General features: G+C 70.9%; 22 protein-coding genes. 12 read left to right on the top strand and 10 right to left on the bottom strand.

What is annotated here, in order from left to right; translation table 11 throughout:
* The first annotated feature begins 99 nt into the window (after window positions 1-99).
* Entirely contained in the window at window positions 100-456 is a 357-nt protein-coding gene (locus tag ACFOGJ_RS26475; protein ID WP_379906275.1) for a hypothetical protein, read from the top strand.
* Complete coding sequence (locus ACFOGJ_RS26470) at window positions 453-821, top strand: c-type cytochrome (RefSeq protein WP_379906274.1); 369 nt, start codon at window positions 453-455, stop codon at window positions 819-821. Before ACFOGJ_RS26475 ends, ACFOGJ_RS26470 begins: the two co-directional genes overlap by 4 nt.
* A gap of 7 nt (window positions 822-828) precedes the next feature.
* Here the strand turns inward: ACFOGJ_RS26470 and ACFOGJ_RS26465 are convergent, their stop codons facing one another.
* The 4 genes from ACFOGJ_RS26465 to ACFOGJ_RS26450 form a co-directional block, all read right to left on the bottom strand.
* Window positions 829-1,647 carry a class I SAM-dependent methyltransferase gene (locus tag ACFOGJ_RS26465; protein WP_379906273.1) on the bottom strand — a complete coding sequence of 273 codons (819 nt, stop codon included), beginning with the start codon at window positions 1,645-1,647 and terminating at the stop codon, window positions 829-831.
* A 73-nt stretch (window positions 1,648-1,720) separates the two neighbouring features.
* Window positions 1,721-2,122, bottom strand: a complete 402-nt coding sequence (locus ACFOGJ_RS26460; protein WP_379906272.1) for a DUF1330 domain-containing protein — start codon at window positions 2,120-2,122, stop codon at window positions 1,721-1,723.
* Window positions 2,123-2,198: 76 nt separating this feature from the next.
* The gene (locus ACFOGJ_RS26455) at window positions 2,199-4,280 is read right to left on the bottom strand and encodes an ATP-binding protein (protein WP_379906271.1); all 2,082 of its coding nucleotides are present in this window, start codon (window positions 4,278-4,280) and stop codon (window positions 2,199-2,201) included.
* The gene (locus tag ACFOGJ_RS26450) at window positions 4,277-5,818 is read right to left on the bottom strand and encodes an ATPase domain-containing protein (RefSeq protein WP_379906270.1); all 1,542 of its coding nucleotides are present in this window, start codon (window positions 5,816-5,818) and stop codon (window positions 4,277-4,279) included. Before ACFOGJ_RS26450 ends, ACFOGJ_RS26455 begins: the two co-directional genes overlap by 4 nt.
* A 196-nt stretch (window positions 5,819-6,014) precedes the next feature.
* Between ACFOGJ_RS26450 and ACFOGJ_RS26445 the strand changes: the two genes are divergently transcribed.
* Both ACFOGJ_RS26445 and ACFOGJ_RS26440 read left to right on the top strand, forming a co-directional pair.
* Complete coding sequence (locus tag ACFOGJ_RS26445; RefSeq protein ID WP_379906269.1) at window positions 6,015-7,781, top strand: Y-family DNA polymerase; 1,767 nt, start codon at window positions 6,015-6,017, stop codon at window positions 7,779-7,781.
* On the top strand, window positions 7,765-11,298 hold the full coding sequence (locus ACFOGJ_RS26440) for an error-prone DNA polymerase (RefSeq protein ID WP_379906268.1): 3,534 nt from the start codon (window positions 7,765-7,767) through the stop codon (window positions 11,296-11,298). Before ACFOGJ_RS26445 ends, ACFOGJ_RS26440 begins: the two co-directional genes overlap by 17 nt.
* Window positions 11,299-11,315: 17 nt before the next feature.
* On the opposite strand, the gene ACFOGJ_RS26435 is transcribed toward ACFOGJ_RS26440, so the two are convergent.
* A complete protein-coding gene (locus ACFOGJ_RS26435; RefSeq protein WP_379906267.1) occupies window positions 11,316-12,914 on the bottom strand; it encodes a GMC family oxidoreductase in 1,599 nt (532 codons plus the stop codon).
* Window positions 12,915-13,022: 108 nt separating this feature from the next.
* Window positions 13,023-14,021 carry a transcriptional regulator GcvA gene (locus tag ACFOGJ_RS26430; RefSeq protein ID WP_379906266.1) on the bottom strand — a complete coding sequence of 333 codons (999 nt, stop codon included), beginning with the start codon at window positions 14,019-14,021 and terminating at the stop codon, window positions 13,023-13,025.
* A 203-nt stretch (window positions 14,022-14,224) separates the two neighbouring features.
* Here ACFOGJ_RS26430 and ACFOGJ_RS26425 point away from each other — a divergent pair, with 203 nt between their 5' ends.
* The 4 genes from ACFOGJ_RS26425 to ACFOGJ_RS26410 all read left to right on the top strand — a co-directional run bounded on the left by ACFOGJ_RS26425 (window position 14,225) and on the right by ACFOGJ_RS26410 (window position 17,215).
* A complete protein-coding gene (locus ACFOGJ_RS26425; protein ID WP_379906265.1) occupies window positions 14,225-14,638 on the top strand; it encodes a DUF1127 domain-containing protein in 414 nt (137 codons plus the stop codon).
* 142 nt (window positions 14,639-14,780) lie between these two features.
* The gene (locus tag ACFOGJ_RS26420) at window positions 14,781-15,974 is read left to right on the top strand and encodes an FAD-dependent monooxygenase (protein ID WP_379906264.1); all 1,194 of its coding nucleotides are present in this window, start codon (window positions 14,781-14,783) and stop codon (window positions 15,972-15,974) included.
* A gap of 82 nt (window positions 15,975-16,056) precedes the next feature.
* Window positions 16,057-16,461: a PRC-barrel domain-containing protein gene (locus tag ACFOGJ_RS26415; protein WP_379906263.1), complete on the top strand. Its 405-nt coding sequence runs from the start codon at window positions 16,057-16,059 to the stop codon at window positions 16,459-16,461.
* Window positions 16,462-16,588: 127 nt separating this feature from the next.
* Window positions 16,589-17,215 (top strand): LysE family translocator, encoded by a 627-nt coding sequence (locus tag ACFOGJ_RS26410; protein WP_379906262.1) that lies wholly within the window; start codon window positions 16,589-16,591, stop codon window positions 17,213-17,215.
* 15 nt (window positions 17,216-17,230) lie between these two features.
* On the opposite strand, the gene ACFOGJ_RS26405 is transcribed toward ACFOGJ_RS26410, so the two are convergent.
* From ACFOGJ_RS26405 to ACFOGJ_RS26390, 4 genes are all read right to left on the bottom strand, one after another.
* Window positions 17,231-17,671 (bottom strand): SRPBCC family protein, encoded by a 441-nt coding sequence (locus ACFOGJ_RS26405; RefSeq protein WP_379906261.1) that lies wholly within the window; start codon window positions 17,669-17,671, stop codon window positions 17,231-17,233.
* A gap of 119 nt (window positions 17,672-17,790) precedes the next feature.
* Window positions 17,791-18,537, bottom strand: a complete 747-nt coding sequence (locus ACFOGJ_RS26400) for a DUF3298 and DUF4163 domain-containing protein (protein WP_379906260.1) — start codon at window positions 18,535-18,537, stop codon at window positions 17,791-17,793.
* A 12-nt stretch (window positions 18,538-18,549) separates the two neighbouring features.
* On the bottom strand, window positions 18,550-19,728 hold the full coding sequence (locus tag ACFOGJ_RS26395; protein WP_379906259.1) for a vWA domain-containing protein: 1,179 nt from the start codon (window positions 19,726-19,728) through the stop codon (window positions 18,550-18,552).
* A 154-nt stretch (window positions 19,729-19,882) separates the two neighbouring features.
* Complete coding sequence (locus ACFOGJ_RS26390) at window positions 19,883-20,731, bottom strand: AAA family ATPase (RefSeq protein WP_379906257.1); 849 nt, start codon at window positions 20,729-20,731, stop codon at window positions 19,883-19,885.
* 248 nt (window positions 20,732-20,979) lie between these two features.
* Between ACFOGJ_RS26390 and ACFOGJ_RS26385 the strand changes: the two genes are divergently transcribed.
* From ACFOGJ_RS26385 to ACFOGJ_RS26370, 4 genes are all read left to right on the top strand, one after another.
* Window positions 20,980-21,813, top strand: coding sequence for a lysine/arginine/ornithine ABC transporter substrate-binding protein (locus ACFOGJ_RS26385; RefSeq protein WP_379906256.1), 834 nt, complete (start codon window positions 20,980-20,982; stop codon window positions 21,811-21,813).
* A 47-nt stretch (window positions 21,814-21,860) separates the two neighbouring features.
* The gene (locus tag ACFOGJ_RS26380) at window positions 21,861-22,574 is read left to right on the top strand and encodes an ABC transporter permease subunit (protein WP_379906255.1); all 714 of its coding nucleotides are present in this window, start codon (window positions 21,861-21,863) and stop codon (window positions 22,572-22,574) included.
* Window positions 22,575-22,580: 6 nt separating this feature from the next.
* Entirely contained in the window at window positions 22,581-23,261 is a 681-nt protein-coding gene (locus ACFOGJ_RS26375; protein ID WP_379906254.1) for an ABC transporter permease, read from the top strand.
* Between the two features lie 41 nt (window positions 23,262-23,302).
* Window positions 23,303-23,778, top strand: a 476-nt coding sequence (locus ACFOGJ_RS26370; protein ID WP_379906253.1) for a hypothetical protein, incomplete at its 3' end; no start/stop codon positions are given.

Genomic DNA, 23,778 nt, shown 5'->3' with positions numbered 1-23,778 from the left:
CGGCGCTACGCCGCCCGCTCTCTGCCTGGCGCGGTCTGGTTGAACCTGGGGCGGCGCTGCTACGATCCCGGTCATAAAGGTTCGATCCGGGAGGTGAGCATGCGCTTTCCGCGAAGCCCGATCCGCCGCGCAGCCCTCGCCTGTGCCGCCGCGGCCGTTATGTCCGGTCCCGCCGTCGCGCAGGACGCGCAGGGCGACCCCGTGGCCGGGGCCGCCATCGCGCGCGATGTCTGCGCGTCCTGCCATGCCGTGGCGCCGGGGGAAATGGACGCCCCGATGGTGGAGGCACCGCCGTTCCAGGCGGTCGCCGATGCCCCCGGCATGACGGAGATGGCGCTCTATGCCTGGATGACCTCGTCGCATCCGACGATGCCCAACATCATGCTGGACCGCGGGGCATTGCGCGATGTCGTCGCCTATGTCCTGAGCCTGCGCACGGAAGGAGAGGGAGGATGATCGAACTGCGGCTCCGCTGCCAGGGACCGGCCGCGGTCCTGTCCGCTGCCGTCTTCGCTGCGGGCGTCCTGCTGGGCGCCGCGTCGGCGCCGGCCGCGGCCCAGCAACTGCAGCCCGGCGATTCCGATATCGGCCGCGGCATCGCGATGCGCTGGTGCGCGGCCTGCCATGTGGTGCGCGGGGCGCAGGCCAGCGGCGGCGATGTCGGCCCGACCTTCGATCAGATCGCCGGCAAGGGGCAGGGGCTGGACTGGCTGGACGCCTTCCTGGCCGACCCGCATCCGCCGATGCCGGACATGAGCCTGACCCGCCAGGAGATCCGCGACCTGCGCGCCTATATCGAGAGCCTGCGGGCCGCGCGGTAGCGGCTGCCTAAGCCGCCTTTTGGGGCGCCTTACGGGCCGTCATGGCATAGCTCAGCGGCATGTTGGCGCCGTTCGGGCTCTCGTAAATGGCGAACTGCGCCGAGGAGATGTTGATCGGGTATTCCTGCAGGCTCTCCAGCCGCAGGCCGGCATCGAGGGCGGCGGTGACCACCGCGGACAGCGGGTGGGTGAACCAGTAGTTCACCGGCACCTTTGCCGGCGCCGCGCCGTCATAGACGATCGCCGCTTCGCCGGCATAGGGCCGATCCGCGAAATACGGATCGGCGATTTCGAACGGCCTGTCGGCGTCCGGCAGGAACATGTCCAGCACCGGATGCTGCTCCGCCACCAGCAGGGCGCCGCCGGGCCGCAGCAGCCGGGCGGCGGTGCGCGCGAAGGCCGGCAGGTCCGGCATCCAGCCCAGCGCGCCGCAGGTCACCAGGACGATGTCGTAGGCCCCGTCATAGGCGCTGGGCAGGGCATAGACATCGCCGGCCACCAGTTCGACCTCCTGTCCGGCAATGCGGGCCAGCTCCCGGCCCTGGCCGAGGAAGGCCGCCGACTGGTCGAAGCCGGTGCAGCGCGCGGCGCCCATGTTCCGCAGCGACAGAAGCTCGCAGGCATTGTTGCAGCACAGATGCGCGATATCCCGCCCGGCCACCCCACCGCTCCGTTCCACCAGACCGGCAAGCACGGGGTCCAGGCAGGTGAAACCGGGCCGCGAAAAGCCCTCGCTCAGCTCCTGCCAGCGCGCCGCCTCCAGGTGCTGCGGCGCAGTGGCGTCCCAGGCGGCCCTGTTGGCTGCCACATACGCATCGCGATTCATGTCCCGCGCTCCCCGCCCGATGCACCCGGGCCCGGCCCCGGATGACGATCCCGACACCGATACCAGACGCCGCTCAGCTGTGCGGCAGCAGCTGCCTCGTCTCGATCAGGCGGCTGTCCGCCAGGGCCGCGGCGCGGATCGGCGCGATCGCCTGGTAGTCCGGGTCGTTGAGCATCTCGACGAACTGCCGCCTGGTCGGATAGCGGACGAGGATGACCAGGTCCCAGGCCTCGCCACCGATGAGGGACCGGCTGGGCCGGCCCATCCAGACCGGCTCGCCGCCGAAACGCGGATGCAGGCACGCGAACCGTCGGCCGTAGACCTCGTAGGCCTGGCGGCCGCTCAGGCCGTCTACCCCGTGGCCCGGTTGCGCGGTCTCCCGGTAGCGCAGCAGGTTGAGCATGACCACCGGTTCGTCCGGGTCGCCGCCCGCCATCGCCTCCAGTGCGTCCGCATCGACATCGATCGGTGCCATTGCCTGCTCCCCCATGTCCGTCACCTCGGCCCGGCCGGCGCCAGGATATCAGGTTTGTCGGGACCTCGACCCGGTGTCAGCGCTCTGCCTGTGCCGGCGGGTTCAGGAGCCGGTCGATCTCCGCCGCCAGTTCGGACTGCTGGTAGGGCTTCGACAGGCGCGGCAGGTCGGCCTCGGCGTCGGTCAGGGCATCGGCATAGCCGGTGGCGAGCAGGATCGGCAGAAGCGGATGGCTGCGGTGGACGACCTCCGCCAGTTCCATGCCGGTCATGCCGGGCATCGCATGGTCGGTCATGATCATGTCGACCTGTGCCCCGGCCTCGAGGATCTCCAGCGCGCGGGTGGCGGACTCCGCCTCGATCACCTGGTGGCCCAGATCCTCCAGCATGTCGACCGTGCTCATGGCGATCAGCGGATCGTCGTCGACCACCAGGATCCGGGCGACCGCCTGGCGGGAGGCCGGGGCGGGCGCCGGCGCTGCCGGCAGGACCACGGGTTCGGTGGCCACGGGCAGCCAGAGGGTCGCGGTGGTGCCGCGCCCGACCTCGCTGGACAGCTCCAGCAGCCCGCCCAGCTGCACCGCCAGGCCATGCACCATGGACAGGCCCAGGCCGGTACCCTTTCCGGTCGGCTTGGTGGAGAAGAACGGTTCGACCGCGCGGGCCAGGGTGGCGGCATCCATGCCCGCCCCGTCGTCGGTGACGGTCACGCAGAGATAGTCGCGGTCGGGCAGCCCCTTGCCGGGCTCGTGCGCGCGCCGGTCGACGGCGATGGCGATCCGGCCGCGCTCGGGCATCGCGTCGCGGGCGTTGATCGCCAGGTTCAGGATCGCCAGCTCGACCTGGTTGGCGTCGACCCGGGCCGGCGGCAGACCCTCCGCGACGTCGATCTGCAGCGCCACCTGCGGTCCCAGGGTGCGCTTCAGCATGTCGCGCATGCCTTCCAGCAGCTCGGCGAGGTCGGCGGAGGTGGTCCGCAGGTCCTGTTGCCGGGCGAAGGCCAGCATTCTCTGCGTCAGCGCCGCGCCGCGCCTTGCGCCCTGCATCGCGCCGTCGATCAGGCGCTGCGCCCGCGCATCGTCCGGCAGCCGCTTGCCCAGCAGTTCCAGGTTGCTGATCACGGCGGTGAGCAGGTTGTTGAAATCGTGCGCGACGCCGCCGGTCAGCTGGCCGATGCTCTCCATCTTCTGCGCCTGCACCAGCTGTTCCTGCGCCTTCTCCTTCGCCGCGACCTCCGCCATCAGCTCGCCGCTGCGCTGCCGCACCCGCTCCTCCAGAGTGGCGGTCAGGTCCGACAATGCGGCCCGTTCCGCGGCAAGCGCCTCCAGCAGGCGCTCGCGCTCAAGCTCCGCGCGCTTCCGGAAGCTGATGTCCGACGAGACGCCGACGAACTGCGCGACCCTCTGGTCCGCGCTGCGCACCGCACGGGCCCGCAGGTCGACCCAGTGGGTGCTGCCGTCGGGCCAGAGAATGCGATATTCGATGGCCAGGTCGCTGCCGCTGCGCTGGCTGGCGGCGAAGGCGGCGCGCAGGCGCGCCCGGTCCTGCGGATGGGCGGCGCCGCGGAAGGCGGCGAAATCCAGTTCCTCTTCCGGGGCGCGGCCGAAATGGGCGCGGCAGGTCTCGGAAGTCCAGAAGGCGCCGCCCTTCAGGTCGAGCATCCAGGAACCCAGATGGCCGGCCCAGAGGGCGGTCTGCAGCCGCTGCTCGCCCTCCTGCAGGGCTTCCAGCTGGCTGCGCGCCTGGTACTGGCGGCGGCGGCCGCGCAGCGCGGTGCGGACCACGCTGGCCAGGGTGGTGGGATGGAAGGGGCGCTCCAGGAAGGTGACATTGCCCAGCACCTCCGCCAGGCGCGCCGCCGCCGGGTTGCGCTCCAGGCCGCCGCCGCGATGGGTGAGCAGGACGACCGGCAGGTCCGACCAGGACGGCTGCCCGGCCAGGAAAGCCGCCAGCGGCCGCAGGTCGGCATGGCGCACCGCCTCGTCGGTCACGATCGCCAGGCCGGCGCCCTTCTCCAGTTCCTGCGACAGCTCGGCCAGGGTGGAACGGATATCGGCGCTGAAGCCGGCCTCGTGCAGGATCATCGCCGCGATCTGCGCGTCCCGGCCCTGCGGTGCCAGGATCAGCACCCGCTCGGACAGCGGATCGGCCGCGCTCACGCGCCGGGATCCGTGAGCAGCGGCGTTTCCGTCCCGGCATAGGTCGGCACGCCGCGCAGGACGCCCTGGAAGCTGTGCAGCGGTTCCCCCACCGACAGGCCGCCAGGGTCGATGCGGAACTCGCGGATCGCCGTCTCGTGCGTGCCGGAGCGCTTCTTGATCACCGAGATCGCGCGCCGGACCTTCCCCGCCGCCTCGAAATAGCGGAGCAGGATGACGGAATCCGCCATGTAGGTGATGTCGACCGGGGCGGCCATGTCGCCCACCAGGCCGTGCTGCGCGACGGTCATGAAGGTCGCCGCCCCCTGCCGGTTCAGGTATTGCAGCAACTCGTGCATGTGGAGGATCAGGGCATTCTCCGCCGGCATCGCCGCCTGGTAGCCGTTCAGGCTGTCGATCACCACGGTCTTGATGTCCCGCGCGTCGACGGCGCTGCGGACCCGGTGCGCGAACTCGCCCGGCGACAGCTCGGCGGCATCGACCTGGTCGAGGAACAGGGTCCCGTCGCGCTGCAGGGCCTGCAGGTCGATGCCCATGCCCTGCATCCGGTCGATCAGCAGGCCCAGCTCCTCGTCGAAGACGAACATCGCCGCCTTCTCGCCGCGGGCGATTGCGGCCAGCGCGAAGGTCAGCGAGATCAGGGTCTTGCCGGTGCCGGCCGGGCCGAGGACCAGGGTGCTGGAGCCGCCCTCCAGCCCGCCGCCCAGCAGGGCGTCGAGCGCGGCGATGCCGGAGGTGATGCGGCCGCGCCGCCGGCCGCCCCGATACTCTGCGGCGACCAGTCGGGGAAAGACGTTGATCCCGCCGGTGGTGATGGTGAAGTCGTGATAGCCGCCGCGATACTTGCGGCCGCGATACTTCAGGATCCGCACCCGGCGCCGTTCGGCGCCGTAGTCGGGCGCCATCTCCTCCAGCCGGATCACGCCCTGGGTGACGCTGTGCACGGTCTTGTCCGCGGCCTCCGCCGTCAGGTCGTCGAGCAGCATCACCGTGCTGTCATGGCGGGTGAAGTAGTGCTTGATGGCCAGGATCTGGCGCCGGTAGCGCAGCGAGCTCTGTGCCAGCAGGCGGATTTCCGACAGGCTGTCCAGCACCACCCGGCGGGGCTTCACCCGCTCCACGGCGCCGAAGATCTGCTTCGTGGTCTCGCCCAGCTCCAGGTCGGAGGAATAGAGCAGGCTCTGCTGCTGGTCCTCGTCGAGCAGGCTCTCCGGCGGGATCAGCTCGAAGATCTCGATCCCCTCGCCCAGGGTCCAGCCATGCGTGGCGGCGCCCTGGCGGAGTTCCCGTTCCGTCTCCGACAGGGTGATGTAGAGGCCGCGCTCGCCGCGCCGCGCGCCTTCCAGCAGGAACTGCAGCGCCACCGTCGTCTTGCCGGCACCGGGCTCGCCCTCGACCAGGAACATGCTGCCGCGGGACAGCCCCCCGCACATGATCCCGTCGAGGCCCGCGATCCCCGTATGGGCTTCGCCGTTGCCGGCGTCACTCTTCGTGCCGGTCACGGTTTCCGCGCCGACGCCGTTCTCTCGCTCGATCATTCTCGCTCCGCTGCGCCTCTCCTTGCCGCTGCATCTGCCCGCACCGGGTTGCCGGTTCGCTAGGGCGGAAAGAGAACGGTTCGCAGGGCGAACCGGTTCCGCTTGTGCTGCCGGGCAAAATGTTCCTATTATGTTCCCGTTTTCGCATTCCGGCCGTTCTGCCTGCCGTTCTGCCTGCCGCTCTGGAGGTCCCGTCATGAAGCGCTTCCTTGCCCTCTGGCTGCCCTACTGGCCCACCGACCGCCTGTCGCCGACCGGGGATGGTGGTGGCGATGGCGGCGGCGACAGCACATCATCCGCCGCCTGGGCCCTGACGGAGAGCGTGCAGGGCGGGGTGCGGCTGTTCGCCGTGGACCGCCGCGCCGCCGCGCTGGGGCTGCGGCCCGGGATGAGCGCGGCGGATGCCCGCGCCCTGCTGCCGGAGCTGCGCTGCCGGGAGGCCGACCGCGCCGCCGACGATGCGGCGCTGCAGCGGCTGGTGCGCTGGTGCGGCCGCTACAGCCCCTGGGTGGCGGCGGACGGGGCGGACGGGGTGCGCATGGACATCAGCGGCTGCGCCCACCTGTTCGGCGGCGAGGCGGCGATGGCCTGCGACCTGGCCGGGCGGCTGCGCGCGCGCGGCCTGGTGGTGCGCCTGGCGATCGCCGACAGCGCCGCCGCCGCCTGGGCGCTGGCCCGGTTCGCCGCTGGGGAGCGGGATGGCGGGGATGCGGCCGAGATGCCGGAGGAGGAGGGCATCCTGATCGCCCCGCCGGGGGAGCGGGAGGCGCCGCTGCGGCCGCTGCCGCTGGCGGCGCTGCGGCTGGAGCCGGCGCGGCTGGAGGCGCTGAACCGGGTCGGCCTGCGCCGCATCGGCGACCTGATCGGCCTGCCGCGGGCCAGCCTGGCGCGGCGCTTCGGCGCCGACCTGCTGGAGCGGCTGGATGCCGCCCTGGCGCGGGCGGAGCGGCCGCTCTCCCCCGCCATGCCGGTGCCGGACTGGCGGGTGCGGCTGACCTTCCCGGAACCGGTGGCCCTGCGCGGCGACCTGGATGCCGGCTGCCTGCGCCTGCTGCAGGCGCTCTGTGCCCGGCTGGAACGCGACGGCCGCGGTGCCCGCCGGCTCACCTTGACCCTCTATCGCAGCGACGGCGACAGCCAGGACCTGCAGATCGGCACCGCCCGCCCGGTCCGCGACCCCGGCCATCTGATGCGGCTGTTCGCGGAGCGGCTGGGGGAGGCGGCGCCCGGCTTCGGCATCGACGTGATGATCCTGTCGGCGCCGGTCACCGAATGGCTGCCGGCGGAACAGGCCGGCGCGCCGGCGGCGGTGCTGGCGCCCCCGGAACCCGTACCGGAGGGGCCGGTTTCGGGCGGGCCGGCCCCGGCCGGGTCGGTTCCGGCTGGGGGGGGCGACCATACCGCCCCGCAGGGGCGGGCGCATGGCTTCGAGGCCGCACTGGCGCCGCTCCTGGACCGGCTGACGGTGCGGCTCGGCGCGGCGCAGGTGCGCTGCCTGCTGGCGGTGGAGGCGCATCTGCCGGAACTGGCGGAACGATACCTGCCGGCGCTGGAGGCGGCGGGCAGCCGCAGCCCGGCGGGCAGCGGGGCAGGGAGGTGGGACCCGGCCGCGCCGCCGCGGCCGGTCAGCCTGCTGCCGCGGCCGGAGCCGGTGGCGGTGGAGGCCGTCGCCGCCGGGGATGCGCCGCCACTCCTCTTCCGCTGGCGGCGGGTGCTGCACCGGGTGGTGGCCGCGGAAGGGCCGGAGCGCATCGCCCCGCCCTGGTGGCAGGCGCTGAGCGTGACCGAGGCGCCGCTGCCGCCGGCCCGCGACTATTACCGGGTGGAGGATGCGGAGGGGCGGCGCTTCTGGCTGTTCCGCCTCTGTCATGCGCAGGGGGGCACGGCGCAGGGGAGTGGGGCGCAGGGGAGTGGGGCGCAGGGGACGGATGAAGGCTGGTTCCTGCATGGCCTCTGCACCTGAGATCGTCGCGCCCGCCTATGCAGAGCTGCAGGTCACCAGCAATTTCAGCTTCCTGCGCGGCGCCTCCCATCCGGAGGAACTGGTCGTCGCCGCGGCCGCGCTCGGCCATCGCGCCATCGCGCTGACCGACCGCAACAGCCTGGCCGGGGTGGTGCGTGCCCACGCGGCGGCGAAGAGCCACGGCATCCGCTTCCTGCCCGGCGCGCGGCTGGTCTTCCGCGACGCGCCGGACCTGCTCTGCCTGCCCACCGACCGGGCGGCCTATGCCCGGCTCTGCCGCCTGCTGACCCTGGGCAAGCGCCGGGCGGAGAAGGGCGCCTGCGACCTGTCCTTCGCCGACTTCCTGGACCATGCCGCGGGCCAGGCGGTGCTCGCTTTGCTGCCCGAAGAAGGTGGGGCGGACGGGGACGGGACGGACGGGGGCGGGACGGAGATGGCGGAGGAGGCGCTGCGCCGCCACCTGCAGGCGGTGAAGGCCGCCTGCGGCGACACCGCCTGGCTGCTGGCGCACAACCTGTATCGCGGCGACGATGCCCGGCGGCTGGCGCGCGCCGCCGCATGGGCAACCGACAGCGGCCTGGACCTGGTCGCCGGCAACGACGTGCACTACCACAGCCCAGGCCGGCGGCCGCTGCAGGACGTGCTGACCTGCATCCGCGAGGGCTGCACCCTGGCCACGGCCGGCCGCCGGCTGTTCGCCAATGCCGAACGCCACCTGAAGCCGGCGGCGGAGATGGCGGCCCTGTTCCGCCGCCATCCGGAGGCCGTGGCGCGCACCTGCGCGGTGGCGGAAAGCTGCCGCTTCTCCCTGGACGAACTGGCCTACGAATATCCGCGCGAGGCGGGGCCGGCGGGCGAGCCGCCGCAGGCGGCGCTGCAGCGGCTGACCTGGGAGGGCGCGCGGGCGCGCTATCCCGACGGCGTGCCGCAGAAGATCCGCCGGGTGCTGGCGCACGAACTGACCTTGATCGGCAGCCTGAACTACGCCCCCTATTTCCTGACCGTGCACGACATCGTGCGCTTCGCGCGGTCGCGCGGAATCCTCTGCCAGGGCCGCGGCTCGGCGGCCAATTCCGCGGTCTGCTACTGCCTGGGCATCACCGCGGTCGACCCGGATGCGGTGGACCTGCTGTTCGAGCGCTTCGTCTCTGCCGAGCGCAACGAGCCGCCGGACATCGACGTCGATTTCGAGCATGAGCGCCGCGAGGAGGTGATCCAGTACATCTACGACAAGTACGGCCGCGACCGTGCCGCCCTGGCGGCGACGGTGATCTGCTATCGCGGCCGCAGCGCGATCCGCGACGTGGGCAAGGCGCTGGGCCTGTCGCAGGACGCCGTCGGCGTGCTGGCGCGCACCGTCTGGGGCTTCGGCCGCGAGGGGGTGGAGGAGGATCACATTCGCCAGGGCGGGCTGGACCCGTCGGACCCGCTGCTCGCCACCGCGATCCGGCTGGCGCAGGACCTGACCGGCTTTCCCCGCCACCTGTCGCAGCATGTCGGCGGCTTCGTCATCACCGCCGGCCCGCTGTCGGAGATGGTGCCGATCGAGAATGCGGCGATGGAGGACCGCACCGTCATCGAATGGGACAAGGACGACCTGGACGCGGTCGGCATGCTGAAGATCGACGTGCTGGCGCTGGGCATGCTGACCTGCATCGCCAAGGCCTTCGACCTGATCGCCGCCCATCACGGCCGCCGGCTGGACCTGGCGAGCCTGCCGCCCGACGACCCGCGGGTCTACGACATGCTCTGCCGGGCGGATTCCATCGGCGTCTTCCAGGTGGAAAGCCGGGCGCAGATGACCATGCTGCCGCGGCTGAAGCCGCGCAACTTCTACGACCTGGTGATCGAGGTGGCGATCGTCCGCCCGGGGCCGATCCAGGGCGACATGGTGCATCCCTATCTGCGCCGCCGCCATGGCGAGGAACGGGTGACCTATCCCTCCAAGGCGCTGGAGGCGGTGCTGGGCAAGACCCTTGGCGTGCCGCTGTTCCAGGAGCAGGCGATGAAGATCGCCATCGTCGCCGCCGGCTTCACCCCGTCGGAAGCCGACCGGCTGCGCCGCGCCATGGCGACCTTCCGCAAGGTCGGCACGATCCACGAATTCCAGCGCAAGCTGGTGGAGGGGATGGTGGCGCGGGGCTATGAGCGCGACTTCGCCGAACGCTGCTTCCAGCAGATCGAGGGCTTCGGCGAATACGGCTTCCCGGAAAGCCATGCCGCCAGCTTCGCGCTGCTGGTCTATGTCTCCGCCTGGCTGAAACGGCACTATCCGGCGGTCTTCGCCTGCGCGATCCTGAACGCCCAGCCGATGGGCTTCTACGCCCCGGCGCAGCTGGTGCGCGACGCCCGCGACCATGGCGTGCAGGTGCGCCCCGTCGACGTGAACCACAGCGGCTGGGACTGCACCCTGGAACCGCTCGGCAGCTCAAGGGGGCCGGGAAAAGGCGGGGGGCCGCTGCCGGCGGACGGTGCCGCCCTGCGGCTCGGCTTCCGCCAGGTGAAGGGCGCGCGGGAGATCGACATCGCCCGCCTGATCGCCGCCCGCCGGGACGGCCCGTTCCGCGACATGGCGGACCTGCACCGCCGCAGCGGGCTGGGGGCGCAGGTGCTGCAGGGGCTGGCCGCGGCGGATGCCTTCCGCTCCGTCGGCCTGGACCGCCGCCGCGCGGAATGGCAGGCGGCGGCGCTGCGCGAAGGCCCGCTGCCGCTGTTCGCCCATGCCGAGGCGGCGGAGCGGGCGGCCATCGGCGGCCGCGGCAGCAACCGCCCGGCGCTGGACGGCGGCGCGGAGCCGGAGGTGGCGCTGCCGCCGATGGCGCTGGGCGAACATGTGCTGCACGACTATGCGCAGCTGCGGCTGTCGCTGAAGGCGCATCCGATGCAGCTTCTGCGGCCGGTGCTGGGCGGCGCGGGCGGCAGCATTCCCGACCTGAGGCCCGCGTCCTGGCTGGCGCAGGCGAAGGACGAATCCCGCGTCGCGGTGGCCGGCCTGGTGCTGGTGCGGCAGCGGCCGGGCACCGCCAGCGGGGTGATCTTCGCCACCCTGGAGGACGAGACCGGGGTGGCGAACGTGGTGATCTGGCCCGCCATGTTCGAACGCTTCCGCCGCGACGTGATGGGCGCCCGGCTGCTGCTGGTGCGGGGCAGGCTGCAGCGCGAGGGGCTGGTGATCCACGTCATCGCGGACCAGCTGCAGGACCTCTCCGACCGCCTGGCCTGGCTGGCGGAGCTGGACGGTCCGGCACCGCCGCCGGCGGAGGAGACGGCGCCGCGGACGGTCGACATGCCCGGCTTCGAAAAGCCCGGCTTCGATATGACGGGCTTCGATGGGGCGATGGCGCGGGCCGACGAGCCGCGGCGGCCGCCCAACGCCAAGGTCGTCGCCGCGCTGCGCAGCCGCCAGAAGCGCCATCCTGCACGCCCGCCGGAGGTGCTGGCCCCGGCGCGGCCTGGCCCGGATGCGGGCAGCCCGGCGGTCAAAGTGGACTTTCCCGACGGCCGCAACTTCCGCTGATCGACTCCGTCGCGGCCTCAGGCGGCGTCCGCCGCCGCCATCGCCCTGCCGCGGATCAGGTCCGCGGCCTTCTCGGCGATCATGATCACCGGCGCGTTGGTATTGCCGCCGACGATGGACGGCATCACCGAGGCATCGACCACCCGCAGCCCGTCCAGCCCGCGCAGCCGCAGCTCGTCGTCGACGACGGCCAGCGCATCGCTGCCCATCCGGCAGGTGCCGACCGGATGGTAGATGGTTTCCGCCGTGCGCCGGCAATAGGCCTGCAGCTCCGCGTCCGACAGGCCCGGGCCGGGGGCGAACTCCTCCCCCAGCAGGCCCGCGAAGGCCGGCGCCGCCAGCACCTCCTGCGCCTTGCGCAGGCCGCGCACCAGGGTCTCCAGGTCCTGCCGCTCGGCCAGGTAGTTCGGGTCGATCGCCGGTGGCGCCAGCGGATCGGCGCTGGCCAGGCGCACCTCGCCGCGGCTCTCCGGCCGCAGGGCGCAGACATGCAGCGAGACGCCGCGGCCCGGATGCTTCACCCGGCCATGGTCGATGACGATGGCGGGGATGAAGTGGAATTGCACGTCCGGCGCCGCCAGCGCCGGGTCGGTGCGGACGAAGGCGCCGCCCTCCGCCAGCACCGAGGCGCCGGGCCCGCTGCGCCGGGTGTAGTACTGCAGGGCGGTGCGCAGCATCGGCCAGAGCCTGGTCAGCCCGTCATATGTGCGGCCGCCGGTGGCCAGGCGGTGGACGTCGACATTGACATGGTCCTGCAGGTTCCGGCCCACCCCCGGCAGGTCGTGGCGCACGGCGATGCCATGCGCGGCGATCCCTTCGGCCGGGCCGATGCCCGACAGCAGCAGGAGCTGCGGCGACTGGAAGGCGCCGGCGCAGAGCAGCACCTCGCGCTCCGCCCGCAGCTGCGCGACGACGCCGCGGCCGGCATATTCCACGCCGGTCGCGCGGCGCTGCTCGACCAGGATGCGCAGCGCCCTTGCCCCGGTCATCACGGTCAGGTTCGGCCGCCGCATCGCGGGATGCAGATAGGCCACGGCAGCGCTGCAGCGGCGGACACGGCGATGGGTGACCTGGTACAGCCCCGCGCCCTCCTGTTCCGCGCCGTTGAAGTCGGGGTTGGCCGGGATGCCCGCCTCGGTGCAGGCCTGTACGAAGCGCAGCGACAGGTCCAGCGGGCCGGTCTGTTCCGCCACCCCCAGCGGGCCGTCGGCGCCATGCAGCGGGTCGGCGCCGCGGACATTGCCCTCCGCCCTGCGGAAATAGGGCAGCACGTCGTCGAAGCCCCAGCCGCGATTGCCCATCTGTCGCCACAGGTCGTAGTCCAGGCGGTGGCCGCGGATGTAGAGCTGCGCGTTGATTGAGCTGGAGCCGCCCAGGGTGCGGCCGCGCGGCTGGAACATGGTACGGCCGTCGCAATGCGGCTGCGGCACCGTGTCGAACTGCCAGTTCAGCTCCGAGTCGACCAGCTGGGCGAAGCCGGCCGGCATGTGGATTTTCGGATCGCGGTCCCGCGGCCCGGCCTCCAGCAGGCAGACCTTGACCTGCGGATCCTCGGTCAGACGCGCGGCGAGCACGCAGCCCGCCGAGCCGGCGCCCACGATGACATAGTCGTACATCTGCCCCCTCTCCCTGACGCGGCACCGGTCTTCCGCCGACGGCCGCACATCACTTTAGGAGAGCGCCGGTCGCAGCGCCAATGCCGGAGCGCCGGGAGGCGCCGCCTCCTATTCCGCAGCGTTGCTCAGCCCGTCCTCTGCGGCCTCCCCGGCGACGGCCCCCGCATCGTCATCCCGCGGGCGGTCCTGGACGCCCAGGAAGGCGCGGGCCTCCGCCAGTACCCAGTCGCGGAAATGCCGGATCTTGGGCTGCTGCGCGCGGGCCTGCGGATAGACGATGTTGTAGGAGAACTCGGTCTCCATCTGCGCGACCTCGGCGAAGGGGCGGACCAGCCGGCCGGAGGCCAGGTCGTCCTCCACCAGGCTGCTCTCCACCAGCGCCACGCCCTGGCCGGCGACCGCCGCCTCCAGCGCCAGGGTATGGGCGGAGAAGCGCGGCCCCCGCGTGCCGTCGACCCCTTCCACCCCGGCGGCGCGCAGCCACATCGCCCAGGCCGGGTCGGCATCGCTCAACTGCGGCTTCTGGTAGTGGATCAGGTGATGGTGGCGCAGATCCTCCGGCAGCCGCAGCGGATGCGCGCCCTTCAGCAGCGCCGGGCTGCAGACCGGGAACAGGCGGTCGGCGAACAGCCGCTCCACCACCAGTCCGGGATAGCCGCCGGGGCCGAAGCGCAGGGCCATGTCCACCGTGTCGCGTTCGAAATCCACCAGCCGGTCGGCAGCGTCGATCAGCACGTCGATATCGGGATGCGCGGCCTGGAACCGCGACAGCCGCGGCACCAGCCATTTCGCGCCGAAGGAGGGCGCGACGCTGACCGTCAGCACGCTCTGCCGCGTGTCGCTGGACAGGATCTCCGCGGCATCGGCCAGATGGTCGAAACCGGCGCGCAGGGCGGGCAGGGCCAGCTGCGCCGTCTCGGTCAGCACCAGGGCGCGGGTCAGCCGGCGGAACAGGGCGGCGCCGACATGTTCCTCCAGCAGCTTCACCTGCTGGCTGACGGCGGCCGGCGTGACGCCCAGTTCGTCGGCGGCATCCTTGAAGCTCAGATGGCGGGCGGCGGCCTCGAAGGCCCGCAGGGCGTTCAGCGGCGGCAGGCGGCGCGGCATCGCCGGCTCCTTTCGCGGCAATGGCCGGTGCAGCGGTGCGGACCGGCCGTCGCATAAGATTCTCTAATCCGTCGCGGCAGGATAAGTCGTTTGTCGCGACCGGTTCTCATCACCATTCTCCCGGTTGTCGAACGGAATCGCAATCTCGTGACGCGGACAGGCATCCAGAAAATCTTATCCGCGCCCCGATCGGGAGAAGAGAGATGGGACCCTATTACTACTGGCTCAGCAGCGACGCGCGCTTCCAGGAGATCCAGCGCGGCCACAACGAGGCGCGGGTCGCCGCCATGGCGGAGACGATGGACCGGATCGCTGCTGCGGCCGGCACCGTCCTGGCCGCTGCGGCCGTGCCGGCGCGTGCCCTGCACCGGCTGTACCGCCGGGCGGCCACCGTGCGCCAGCTGAACGCCCTGGACGACCGCCTGCTGCACGATATCGGCCTGTCCCGCGCGGCGATCCGAGAGGCGGCGCGCCAGCCCGAGCAGTTCCGGCCGCGGCTCGATGTGGGGCCGGCGGCCGCCGACATCCATGTCCTGGTGCCGAGACCCGATCCGCGCCTGCCGGATGCGGTCGCGCGGATTCCGGATCGGACGACGGGCGGCCGCAGCGCCGCCTGAGCGGCGCGGGTGATGCGTCAGCCCTCGCCCTGGATGCAGCCGCCGGCAGGGCCTGCCGGTTGCCGCCGGCGGAATGCGGAGGCTACCGTCTGTGGCGGCCAGCTTCGATGCCGGCCGGCATCCGTGAGCGGAGGAAGGCAAGGTGACGGTTCGCGATCTGTCGGTTGCGGTGGTCGGTGGCGGCATCGGCGGGCTGGCGGCGGCGCTGTCGCTGCTGGATGCGGGCATCGACGCGCATGTCTATGAGCAGGCGGCGGACCTCCGGGAAGTCGGCGCCGGCATCCAGGTGGCGCCGAACGCGTCGCGCATCCTGCACCGCATCGGCCTGGAGCCGGTGCTGGCGCGTATCGGCGTGCGCCCGGGCCATTGGCATCAGCGCCGCTGGGACGACGGCCGGACCCTGCTGCGCACCGACCTGGGCGATGCCGCGATCGAGGCCTTCGGCGCGCCCTACTACCATGTCCATCGCGCCGACCTGCTGGCGGCCCTGGCCGCGCAGTTGCCGACCGAGCGCCTGCATCTGGGCCACCGGCTGACCGCGGTCGCGACCCATGACGACCGGGCCGAGGCGCGGTTCGCCAACGGCACGACCGTCACGGCGGATGCAGTGGTCGGCGCCGACGGCATCCGCTCCGCCGTGCGGGCGGCTTTGTTCGACCGGGACCGGCCGCAATTCACCGGCTGCATCGCCTATCGCGGCCTGGTGCCGGCGGACCGGCTGGCGCATCTGGACCTGCCGGTGGAGGCGGTGGCCTGGCTCGGCCCGGGCAACCATTTCGTGCACTACTATGTGCGCGGCGGTGCGCTGTTCAATTTCGTCTCGGTGATCGACCGCGACACCTGGACCGCGGAATCCTGGACCGAGCCCGGCGCGGTGGCCGACGTGCTGGCCGCCTTCGAGGGCTGGCACCCGCTGGTGCGGGAAATCATCGGCTCGGTCGACGAGACCTTCGTGTGGGGATTGTTCGACCATCCGCCGATGGCGCGGTGGAGCGATGGCCGGGTCACCCTGCTAGGCGATTCCTGCCATGCCATGCTGCCCTTCATCGCGCAGGGCGCCGCGCAGGCGATCGAGGACGGCGCCTGCCTGGCCGCCTGCCTGGCGGCGGCGCCGGACGACGTGCCGGCGGCGCTGCTGCGCTACGAGCGCATCCGCCTGCCGCGCACCAGCCATGTCCAGGGCCTGGCGACCACGAACAAGCAGCGCTTCCACCTGCCCGACGGGCCGGCCCAGGCCGCCCGCGACGCGGAGATGGCGCAGGGCTCCACCGACTGGTCGTTCAAGGCGATTGCGCCGATCTTCGGCCATGACGCCGCGGTGCTGCCGGAGACCTGAGCCGGCGGCCGTCGCGGCCTGCCGCGCAACCTTCCGCCTCGCTTGCGTGTTGTAGCCGCGCAGATAGCAAGGAGGCAGGAAGATGCGGAACGATGGACCGACAGCCCGCCCGGGCCTGACGATGGCGATTCTGGCGACGGCGGTGCTGTTCACCGGCCAGGCGATCGCGGCAGACCCCGGCGGCAGCGCGGTGCGGTATCTGGAGGTCGACAATGACGACCTGACGGTCCCCGGCATCGAGCTGCGGGTGGAGCAGGTCGAGGGGATGGAGATCGTGAACGCCCAGGGCGAGGTGATCGGCACGGTCGACGACATCCTGTCCGGTGCGGACGGCCAGATCGTCGCGATCTCCACCGAGGTCGGCGGCTTCCTGGGCATCGGCGACCGGGAGGTGATCCTGGGCCTGGACCAGATCACCTTGCGCGACGGCCGCCTGGCGACGCAGCTGACCAACGAGCAGCTGGAGAAGCTGCCGCACTGGGACTGATTCAGGGAAACTGGGATTGATTCAGGTGACCTGACCCGTCCCGTTCCCGCTGCCCGGCCGGGCCTTGCAGTCCCGGCCGGGCTGTGGATCACTGGCCGCTCTCAGATTCCGGGTCAGGAGCGGTCCCATGTCCTTCGATCTTTGGCTGGCCTTCGCGCTGGCCGCCGGCGCCCTGCTGGTGCTGCCCGGACCGACCGTGCTGCTGGTCGTCTCCTATGCCCTGGCGCATGGCCGGCGGGCGGCCCTGTCGGTTGTGGCCGGCGTGGCGCTGGGCGATTTCGTCGCGATGACCGCCTCCCTGGCGGGCCTCGGCGCATTGCTCGCCACCTCGGCGATGCTGTTCACCGTGCTGAAATGGCTCGGCGCGGCCTATCTGGTCTGGCTGGGGATCAAGCTGTGGCGCGCGCCGGTCGGCGACCCGGCGCAACTGGCGCTGCCGGACTTCAACCGCCGCCGCATGTTCGGCCATGCCTTCCTCGTCACCGCGCTGAACCCGAAGGGAATCGTCTTCTTCGTCGCTTTCCTGCCGCAGTTCCTGGAGGCGGGGCGGCCGCTGCTGCCGCAGTTCGCGGTCATGGAGGCGACCTTCGTCGGCCTCGCCACCCTGAACGCGCTGGGCTTCGCGCTGCTGGCCTCCGGCGCCCGGCGCACCATCCGGCGGCCGGAAGTGCAGCGGACGGTGAACCGGGTCGGCGGCAGCCTGCTGGTCGCGGCCGGAGTGACGACCGCCCTTTGGCGACGGGCGACCGCCTGACAACGGCCTGCCGCGCTACGGGATCTCCGGTGTCACGAGCAGGGCGAGTTTCTGCAGCGAATCCTGCCAGCCCAGATGACAGGCCTCGACCGGGATGAGGTCGGGGATCCCCTGCTGCTCGACATGCAGCTCGGTACCGACCGACACCGCCTTCAGGGTCACCGTGACTGTCATCTCGCCGGGCAGGTCCGGATCGTCGAACCTGTCCGTGTAGACGAGGCGTTCCCCCGGGACGAGCTCGAGATAGGTGCCGCCGAAGGAATGGCTCTCGCCCGTGCTGAAGTTCCGGAACGACATCCTGTGCGTGCCGCCGGCCTTCGCCTCCAGTTCGTGGACAGTGCAGACGAAGCCGTATGGCGGCAGCCAGCTCGCCATCGCATCCGCCTCGACGAAGGCGCGATAGAGCTTTTCCGGCTTTGCGGCGAAGACGCGGTGAAGGCGGATCGTGTTGGGCATGCTGTGCTCCCGGCTGCCGTTTCAATTCGCCGGTACGACGCACCGCGCGGCCGGCATCCGACAGTCCGGGCAGTGGTTTCCGGATGCCGGAAACCTCAACGGCATCCGGTGCGTTGGCGTCAGCTGCGGCCCAGCAGTACCTTCGCCTTGTCGGACCAGAGCCCGTCCAGGCTGGCGAAGGGGAGCTTCACCTCCTGCAGGCCGATATAGCCGGCGCCGACCTGGTACTGGTCGAACAGCAGGATCAGGGAATCCTCGCCGATCGCGAAGTTCTGGAAATTCTCCGCCGTCGGGCCGGCGCCCTTGGCGATCCAGTCGGCATCGGCCGCCTCGCCCAGGGTCTTCTTCAGCGCCGCGATGGCGCCTTCCGACAGGACCGGCAGCGCCTTGTCCATGTCGGCGAACAGATCGGCCAGGGCGATCTCCTTGTTGTCGTCCTTGCCGTAGCTCTTCGTATGGAAGGCGGAGATGCCGTGCGCGCCGCCGGTATACTGGTAGTCGACGAAGATGTAGGAGGCGATCTCCGGCCCGTTGCGGGGCACCCAGCAGGACAGCATGAAGGTGTATTGCTGGATCGAGCTGTCGGGGGGCGGCGGGTTCTCGGTGCCTTCCTTCACCGCAGCCTCGCGCAGGCCGCGGACGAAGGCGGCGAGCTGCGTGTCGATCTTCGGGTCGCCGCTCTTCGGCGTGACGAAGTCGTATTCGGCCTTGCCCTCGGTGACCTTGTAGTCGCTCTGCAGCTCGGTGCAGTCGGGCCCGAAGGAAGGGCCCTTGTCCTTGTCGTCGCTGTCCGCCGCGCCCGCCGCGGCCGCCAGGAAGGGCAGGGCGGCCGCCAGGGCCGCCGCCAGGATGATCGTGCGCCGCATGGCCGTCGCTCCCTAGCGGGTCAGTTCCCGCATCGCATTGTCCAGCCCCTCCAGGGTCAGCGGGTACATGCGGTCGTTCATCAGCTGCCGCATGATCTGGATCGAGGGGGTGTATTCCCAGTACTTCTCCGCCACCGGGTTGATCCAGGCCGCCTTGGAATAGATGCCCAGCATCCGCTCCATCCAGACCTGCCCGGCCTCCTCGTTCCAATGCTCCACGCTGCCGCCGGGATAGACGATCTCGTAGGGGCTCATCGAGGCGTCGCCCACGAAGATCAGCTTGTAGTCGGCGGCATAGGTGTGCAGCACGTCCCAGGTCGGCAGGAATTCCGCATGGCGGCGGCGGTTGTCCTTCCACAGCTTCTCGTACACGCAGTTGTGGAAATAGTAGTATTCCAGGTGCTTGAACTCGGTGCGGACGGCGGAGAACAGCTCCTCGCAGGTGCGGACATGGTCGTCCATCGAGCCGCCGATATCGAACAGGATCAGCACCTTCACCGCATTGTGCCGCTCCGGCACCATCTTCAGGTCCAGATAGCCGGCATTGTTCGCCGTGGCCTTGATGGTGTTGGGCAGGTCCAGTTCCATGTCCGCGCCGGAACGGGCGAACTGGCGCAGGCGCCGCAGCGCCATCTTGATGTTGCGGGTGCCCAGTTCGACGCTGTCGTCGAGATTCTTGAATTCCCGCTTGTCCCAGACCTTCACCGCCCGGCGGTGGCGGCTCTTGTCCTGGCCGATGCGGATGCCTTCCGGGTTGTAGCCATAGGCGCCGAAGGGGGAGGTGCCGGCGGTGCCGATCCACTTCGAGCCGCCCTGGTGCCGGCCCTTCTGCTCCTCGAGCCGCTTCTTCAGCGTCTCCATCAGCTTTTCCCAGCCGCCGAGCGCCTCGATCTCCGCCTTCTCCTCCTCGGTCAGGTATTTCTCCGCCATCTTGCGGAGCCATTCCTCGGGGATCTCGGCGGTCACCTCCTCGGCACCGAACTCCAGCCCGTTGAAGCATTTGCCGAACACCCGGTCGAACTTGTCCAGGTTGCGCTCGTCCTTCACCAGGCAGGCGCGGGAGAGATAGTAGAAATCCTCCACCGAATATTCGGCGAGGCCCTTCTCCGTCGCTTCCAGCAGGGTCAGGTATTCCCGCAAGGATGCGGGCACCTGCGCGGCACGCAGCTCCAGGAAGAAATTGACGAACATGGCGCTCTCTCCTGCGGGGGCGGTTTCTGGTCGACTGCTTGCCGTCGTCCCCGGGCCTGACCCGGGGACCCATTCCGCCGGCCTTGCGGCGCCGCACCGCTTGCGGAATGGATCCCGGCTCAAGGCCGGGATGACACGGGCATGAATGCCGCTGTCAGTTCTTCCGGTCGCGCTTGGCGATGAAGGCCAGGCGCTCGAACAGGTGCACGTCCTGCTCGTTCTTCAGAAGGGCGCCGGCCATCGGCGGGATCAGCTTGTTGGGGTCCTTGCTCTTCAGCACCTCCAGCGGCAGCTCCTCCGCCATCAGGAGCTTCAGCCAGTCCAGCAGCTCGGAGGTGGAGGGCTTCTTCTTCAGGCCCGGCGTCTCGCGGATGTCGTAGAAGATGTTCAGCGCCTCGCGCACCAGCATCGACTGGATGTCCGGATAGTGGACATCGATGATCGCTTGCATCGTGTCCCTGTCGGGGAACTGGATGTAGTGGAAGAAGCAGCGGCGCAGGAAGGCGTCCGGCAGCTCCTTCTCGTTGTTGGAGGTGATGATGACGATCGGCCGCTGCGCCGCCTTCACTGTCTCCTGCGTCTCGTAGACGTAGAACTCCATGCGGTCGAGCTCGAGCAGCAGGTCGTTCGGGAACTCGATATCCGCCTTGTCGATCTCGTCGATCAGCAGCACCGGCCGCTGGTCGGCGACGAAGCTGTCCCACAGCTTGCCGCGGACGATGTAGTTGCGGATGTCGTTCACCTTCTCGTCGCCCAGCTGGCTGTCGCGCAGGCGGGAGACGGCGTCGTACTCGTAGAGGCCCTGCTGCGCCTTGCTGGTCGACTTGATGTGCCAGGTGATCAGCGGCGCGTTCACCGCCGCCGCCACCTCCTGCGCCAGCACGGTCTTGCCGGTGCCGGGCTCGCCCTTGATCAGGAGCGGCCGCTCCAGGGTGATCGCCGCATTCACGGCGATCCGCAGGTCTTCGGTCGCCACATAGCTTTCGGTGCCTTCGAAACGCATGTTCTTCCTGATCCCTCAAACCGTCTGCCCGGCCTGCCGCTGGCTTGCGGCGGCCGGCTTTCTGCGGCGCAAGGTAGGACGCCCGGGCGGGCGGTTCAACTTCGCCGCCGCAGGCCGGGCGCGGCGGGCGGCCGCCGTCGCTTTTGCAGCGCAGCATACCGGTTGACGCGGACTGCGCCCCCTCCGACACTTCTTCTTTCCGGCCGTGGCTTCGGGCCCGGGGGCCGGCGCAGCCAAGGGAGAGGGCGATGACCGTGCGCAATGGTGGACGCAAGGATGGACACGGACGAGCCGGCGGCTTCTCGCGCCGGGGGTTCCTGGAGGCGGCGCTGTTCGCCTTCGCCGCGGTCGGCGTGGGCCTGGCCATGGGCGCGCCGGACGCCCATGCGGAGACGGTGCGCATCGGCACCGAGGGCGCCTATGCCCCGTTCAACTACACCACCGACGACGGCAAGCTCGCCGGCTTCGACATCGATATCGCCAATGCCCTCTGCGCCGAGATGAAGGTGGAGTGCAGCTTCGTCGCGCAGGACTGGGACGGCATCATCCCGGCCCTGATCGCCGGCCGCTACGACGCCATCATCGCCTCGATGTCGATCACCCCGGACCGGGAGGAGGTGGTGCTGTTCACCGATCCCTATTACCGCAGCCCGGCGGCCTTCCTGACCCTGGAGGAGGGCGGCGTGACCGACACCTCGCCCGCCGCCCTGGCGGACAAGACGATCGGCGTGCAGGCGGCCGCCACCCACGCCAAGTATGTCGAGGACAAGCATCCGGACTCCGACCAGAAGCAGTACCGCACCCTGGACGATGCCGTGCTGGACCTGCAGTCGGGCCGGGTCGACGTGGTGATGGGCGACAAGCTGGCGCTGCACGACTGGGCCAACGACAAGGCGAAGGGCCTGAAGTTCGTCGGCGAGGACATCACCGCGGTGGAGTATTTCGGACCCGGCATCGGCATCGCGCTCCGCAAGGAGGATGCCGCCCTCAAGGACAAGTTCAACGCCGCCCTGAAGGCGATCATCGCCGACGGCACCTACGAGAAGATCAACGCCAAGTACTTCCCCTTCAGCATCCGCTGAGGGGGCGGCCGCCGGTCGCGCCGCATCCGCCGCTTCCGGCATAGCGGATGATCGAACAGCTGGCCCTGGTCCTGGGGTGGAGCGACGCCCTCCTGCTGGGCGCGCTCCACACCCTGGCGGTCGGTGTCTGCGCCTTCGTCCTGGGCTGCGGGCTGGGGCTGGTCCTGCTCGCCGCCTACCGCAGCGACCGGCGCTGGCTGCGGGTCCTGGCGCAGGGCTATGTCGCCCTGGTCCGCGGCGTGCCGGAGCTGCTCGCCGTGCTGGTGGTGTTCTTCGGCGGCGGCATCCTCTACCGGGCGGTCACCGGCGGCGATCTCAGCCCCTTCGTCGCCGGCTTCGTCGCGCTGGGCCTGATCGCCGCGGCCTTCGCGGTCGAGGTGCTGCGCGGCGCCTGGAATGCCGTGCCGAAGGGGCAGTGGGACGGCGCGGCGTCGCTGGCCCTGCCGCGCCGTGTCGTGCTGCTGCAGGTGATCGGGCCGCAGGCGCTCCGCCTGGCCCTGCCGGGCCTCACCAACCTCTGGCTGATCGTGCTGAAGGACACCGCCCTGGTCTCGGTCATCGCGGTGCATGACATCCTGCGGGTCGCCACCGTCGCCTCCCAGTCCAGCCGGGAACCCTTCACCTTCTACCTTGCCGCCTGCCTGCTCTACCTGGTGCTGACGGTGGCCAGCCTGCAGCTGCAGCGCTTCCTGCCCGATCGCACCGGTACTGGCCGGACCGGTGCCGACCGCGCCGGGGCAGGCCAGGCGGGGCGGGCCTGAGCGGCGATGTCGGTCGGCTTCCTCCTGGAGCATCTGCCGCGCCTGCTGGGCGGGCTCTGGCTCACGCTGCAGCTGCTGGCGCTGGCGCTGGCCGCCGGAGGAATCATCGCCCTGCTCTGCGCGCTGGCCTGGCGCAGCCCGCTGCTGCCGCTGCGCTGGCTGGTGCGCGGCTATACCTTCTTCTTCCGCGGCACGCCGCTGATCGCGCAGATCTTCCTGGTCTACTACGGCGCCGGCCAGTTCAGCGGCGAGCTGCGGGAGCTCGGCCTCTGGACCGTCCTGCGGGAGGCCTATTGGTGCGCCATCATCACCTTCGCCCTGAACACCGGCGCCTATACCGCGGTGATCGTGCGCGGGGCGCTGGATGCGATTCCCCGCGGCCAGATCGAGGCGGGGCGGTCGCTGGGCTTCACCCGCTGGCAGGTGGTGCGGCTGGTGCTCTGGCCGCAGGCGCTGCGGGTCGGCCTGCCGGCCTATGGCAACGAGGTGATCTACATGCTGAAGGGCACGGCGGTGGCCAGCACCATCACCCTGTTCGACCTGATGGGGGTCGCCCGGACGATCTATGCCTCGAGCTTCCAGTTCGACGTCTACCTGGCCGCCGCCATCCTCTATGTCGCCGTCGCCGCCCTGATCACCTGGGGCCTGCGGCGGCTGGAGGCACGGCTGCAGGTGCCGGGACTTTAGGTTGCCGGGCTGTAGCGCCGGCCGCAAAGGAGAGGACGGCCATGCCGGTCACCTATGTCTCGACAGCGGAAGCAATCGCCCGCGATGGCCTGCGGATGGTGGTTGTGCCCGGCGTGCCCAGCCCCTGGGGGGAGGCCGCGAAGGGCATCCTGCATGTGAAGGGGATCGACTGGGTCGCCGTGCGGCTGGCCTATGACGATCCGGCGCTGAAGGACTGGGCCGGCAGCCGCAGCGGCCCGGTCGCGGTCTTTGCCCAGGAACCGCCCCGCGCCGGCTGGGCGGAGATCCTCTTGCTGGCGGAACGGCTGGCACCGGACCCGGCGCTGCTGCCGGCGGATGCGGCCGCGCGCGCGCTGGCCTTCGGCCTGGCGCACGAGATTTGCGGCGAACAGGGCCTGGGCTGGTCGCGCCGGCTGCAGCTGATCCATCTCGGCCAGCAGGGCGCCGGCGGCTTCCACCCCAAGGCCGCCGCCTATCTGGGGCGCAAGTACGGCTACACGCCGGCGGCGGGTGCCGC

It is taken from the genome of Marinibaculum pumilum, assembly GCF_042646425.1.
GTDB lineage: Bacteria > Pseudomonadota > Alphaproteobacteria > Ferrovibrionales > Ferrovibrionaceae > Marinibaculum > Marinibaculum pumilum.
The sequence above is the reverse complement of the archived record's forward strand: the minus strand, read 5'-3'. Positions and strand labels throughout refer to the sequence as shown.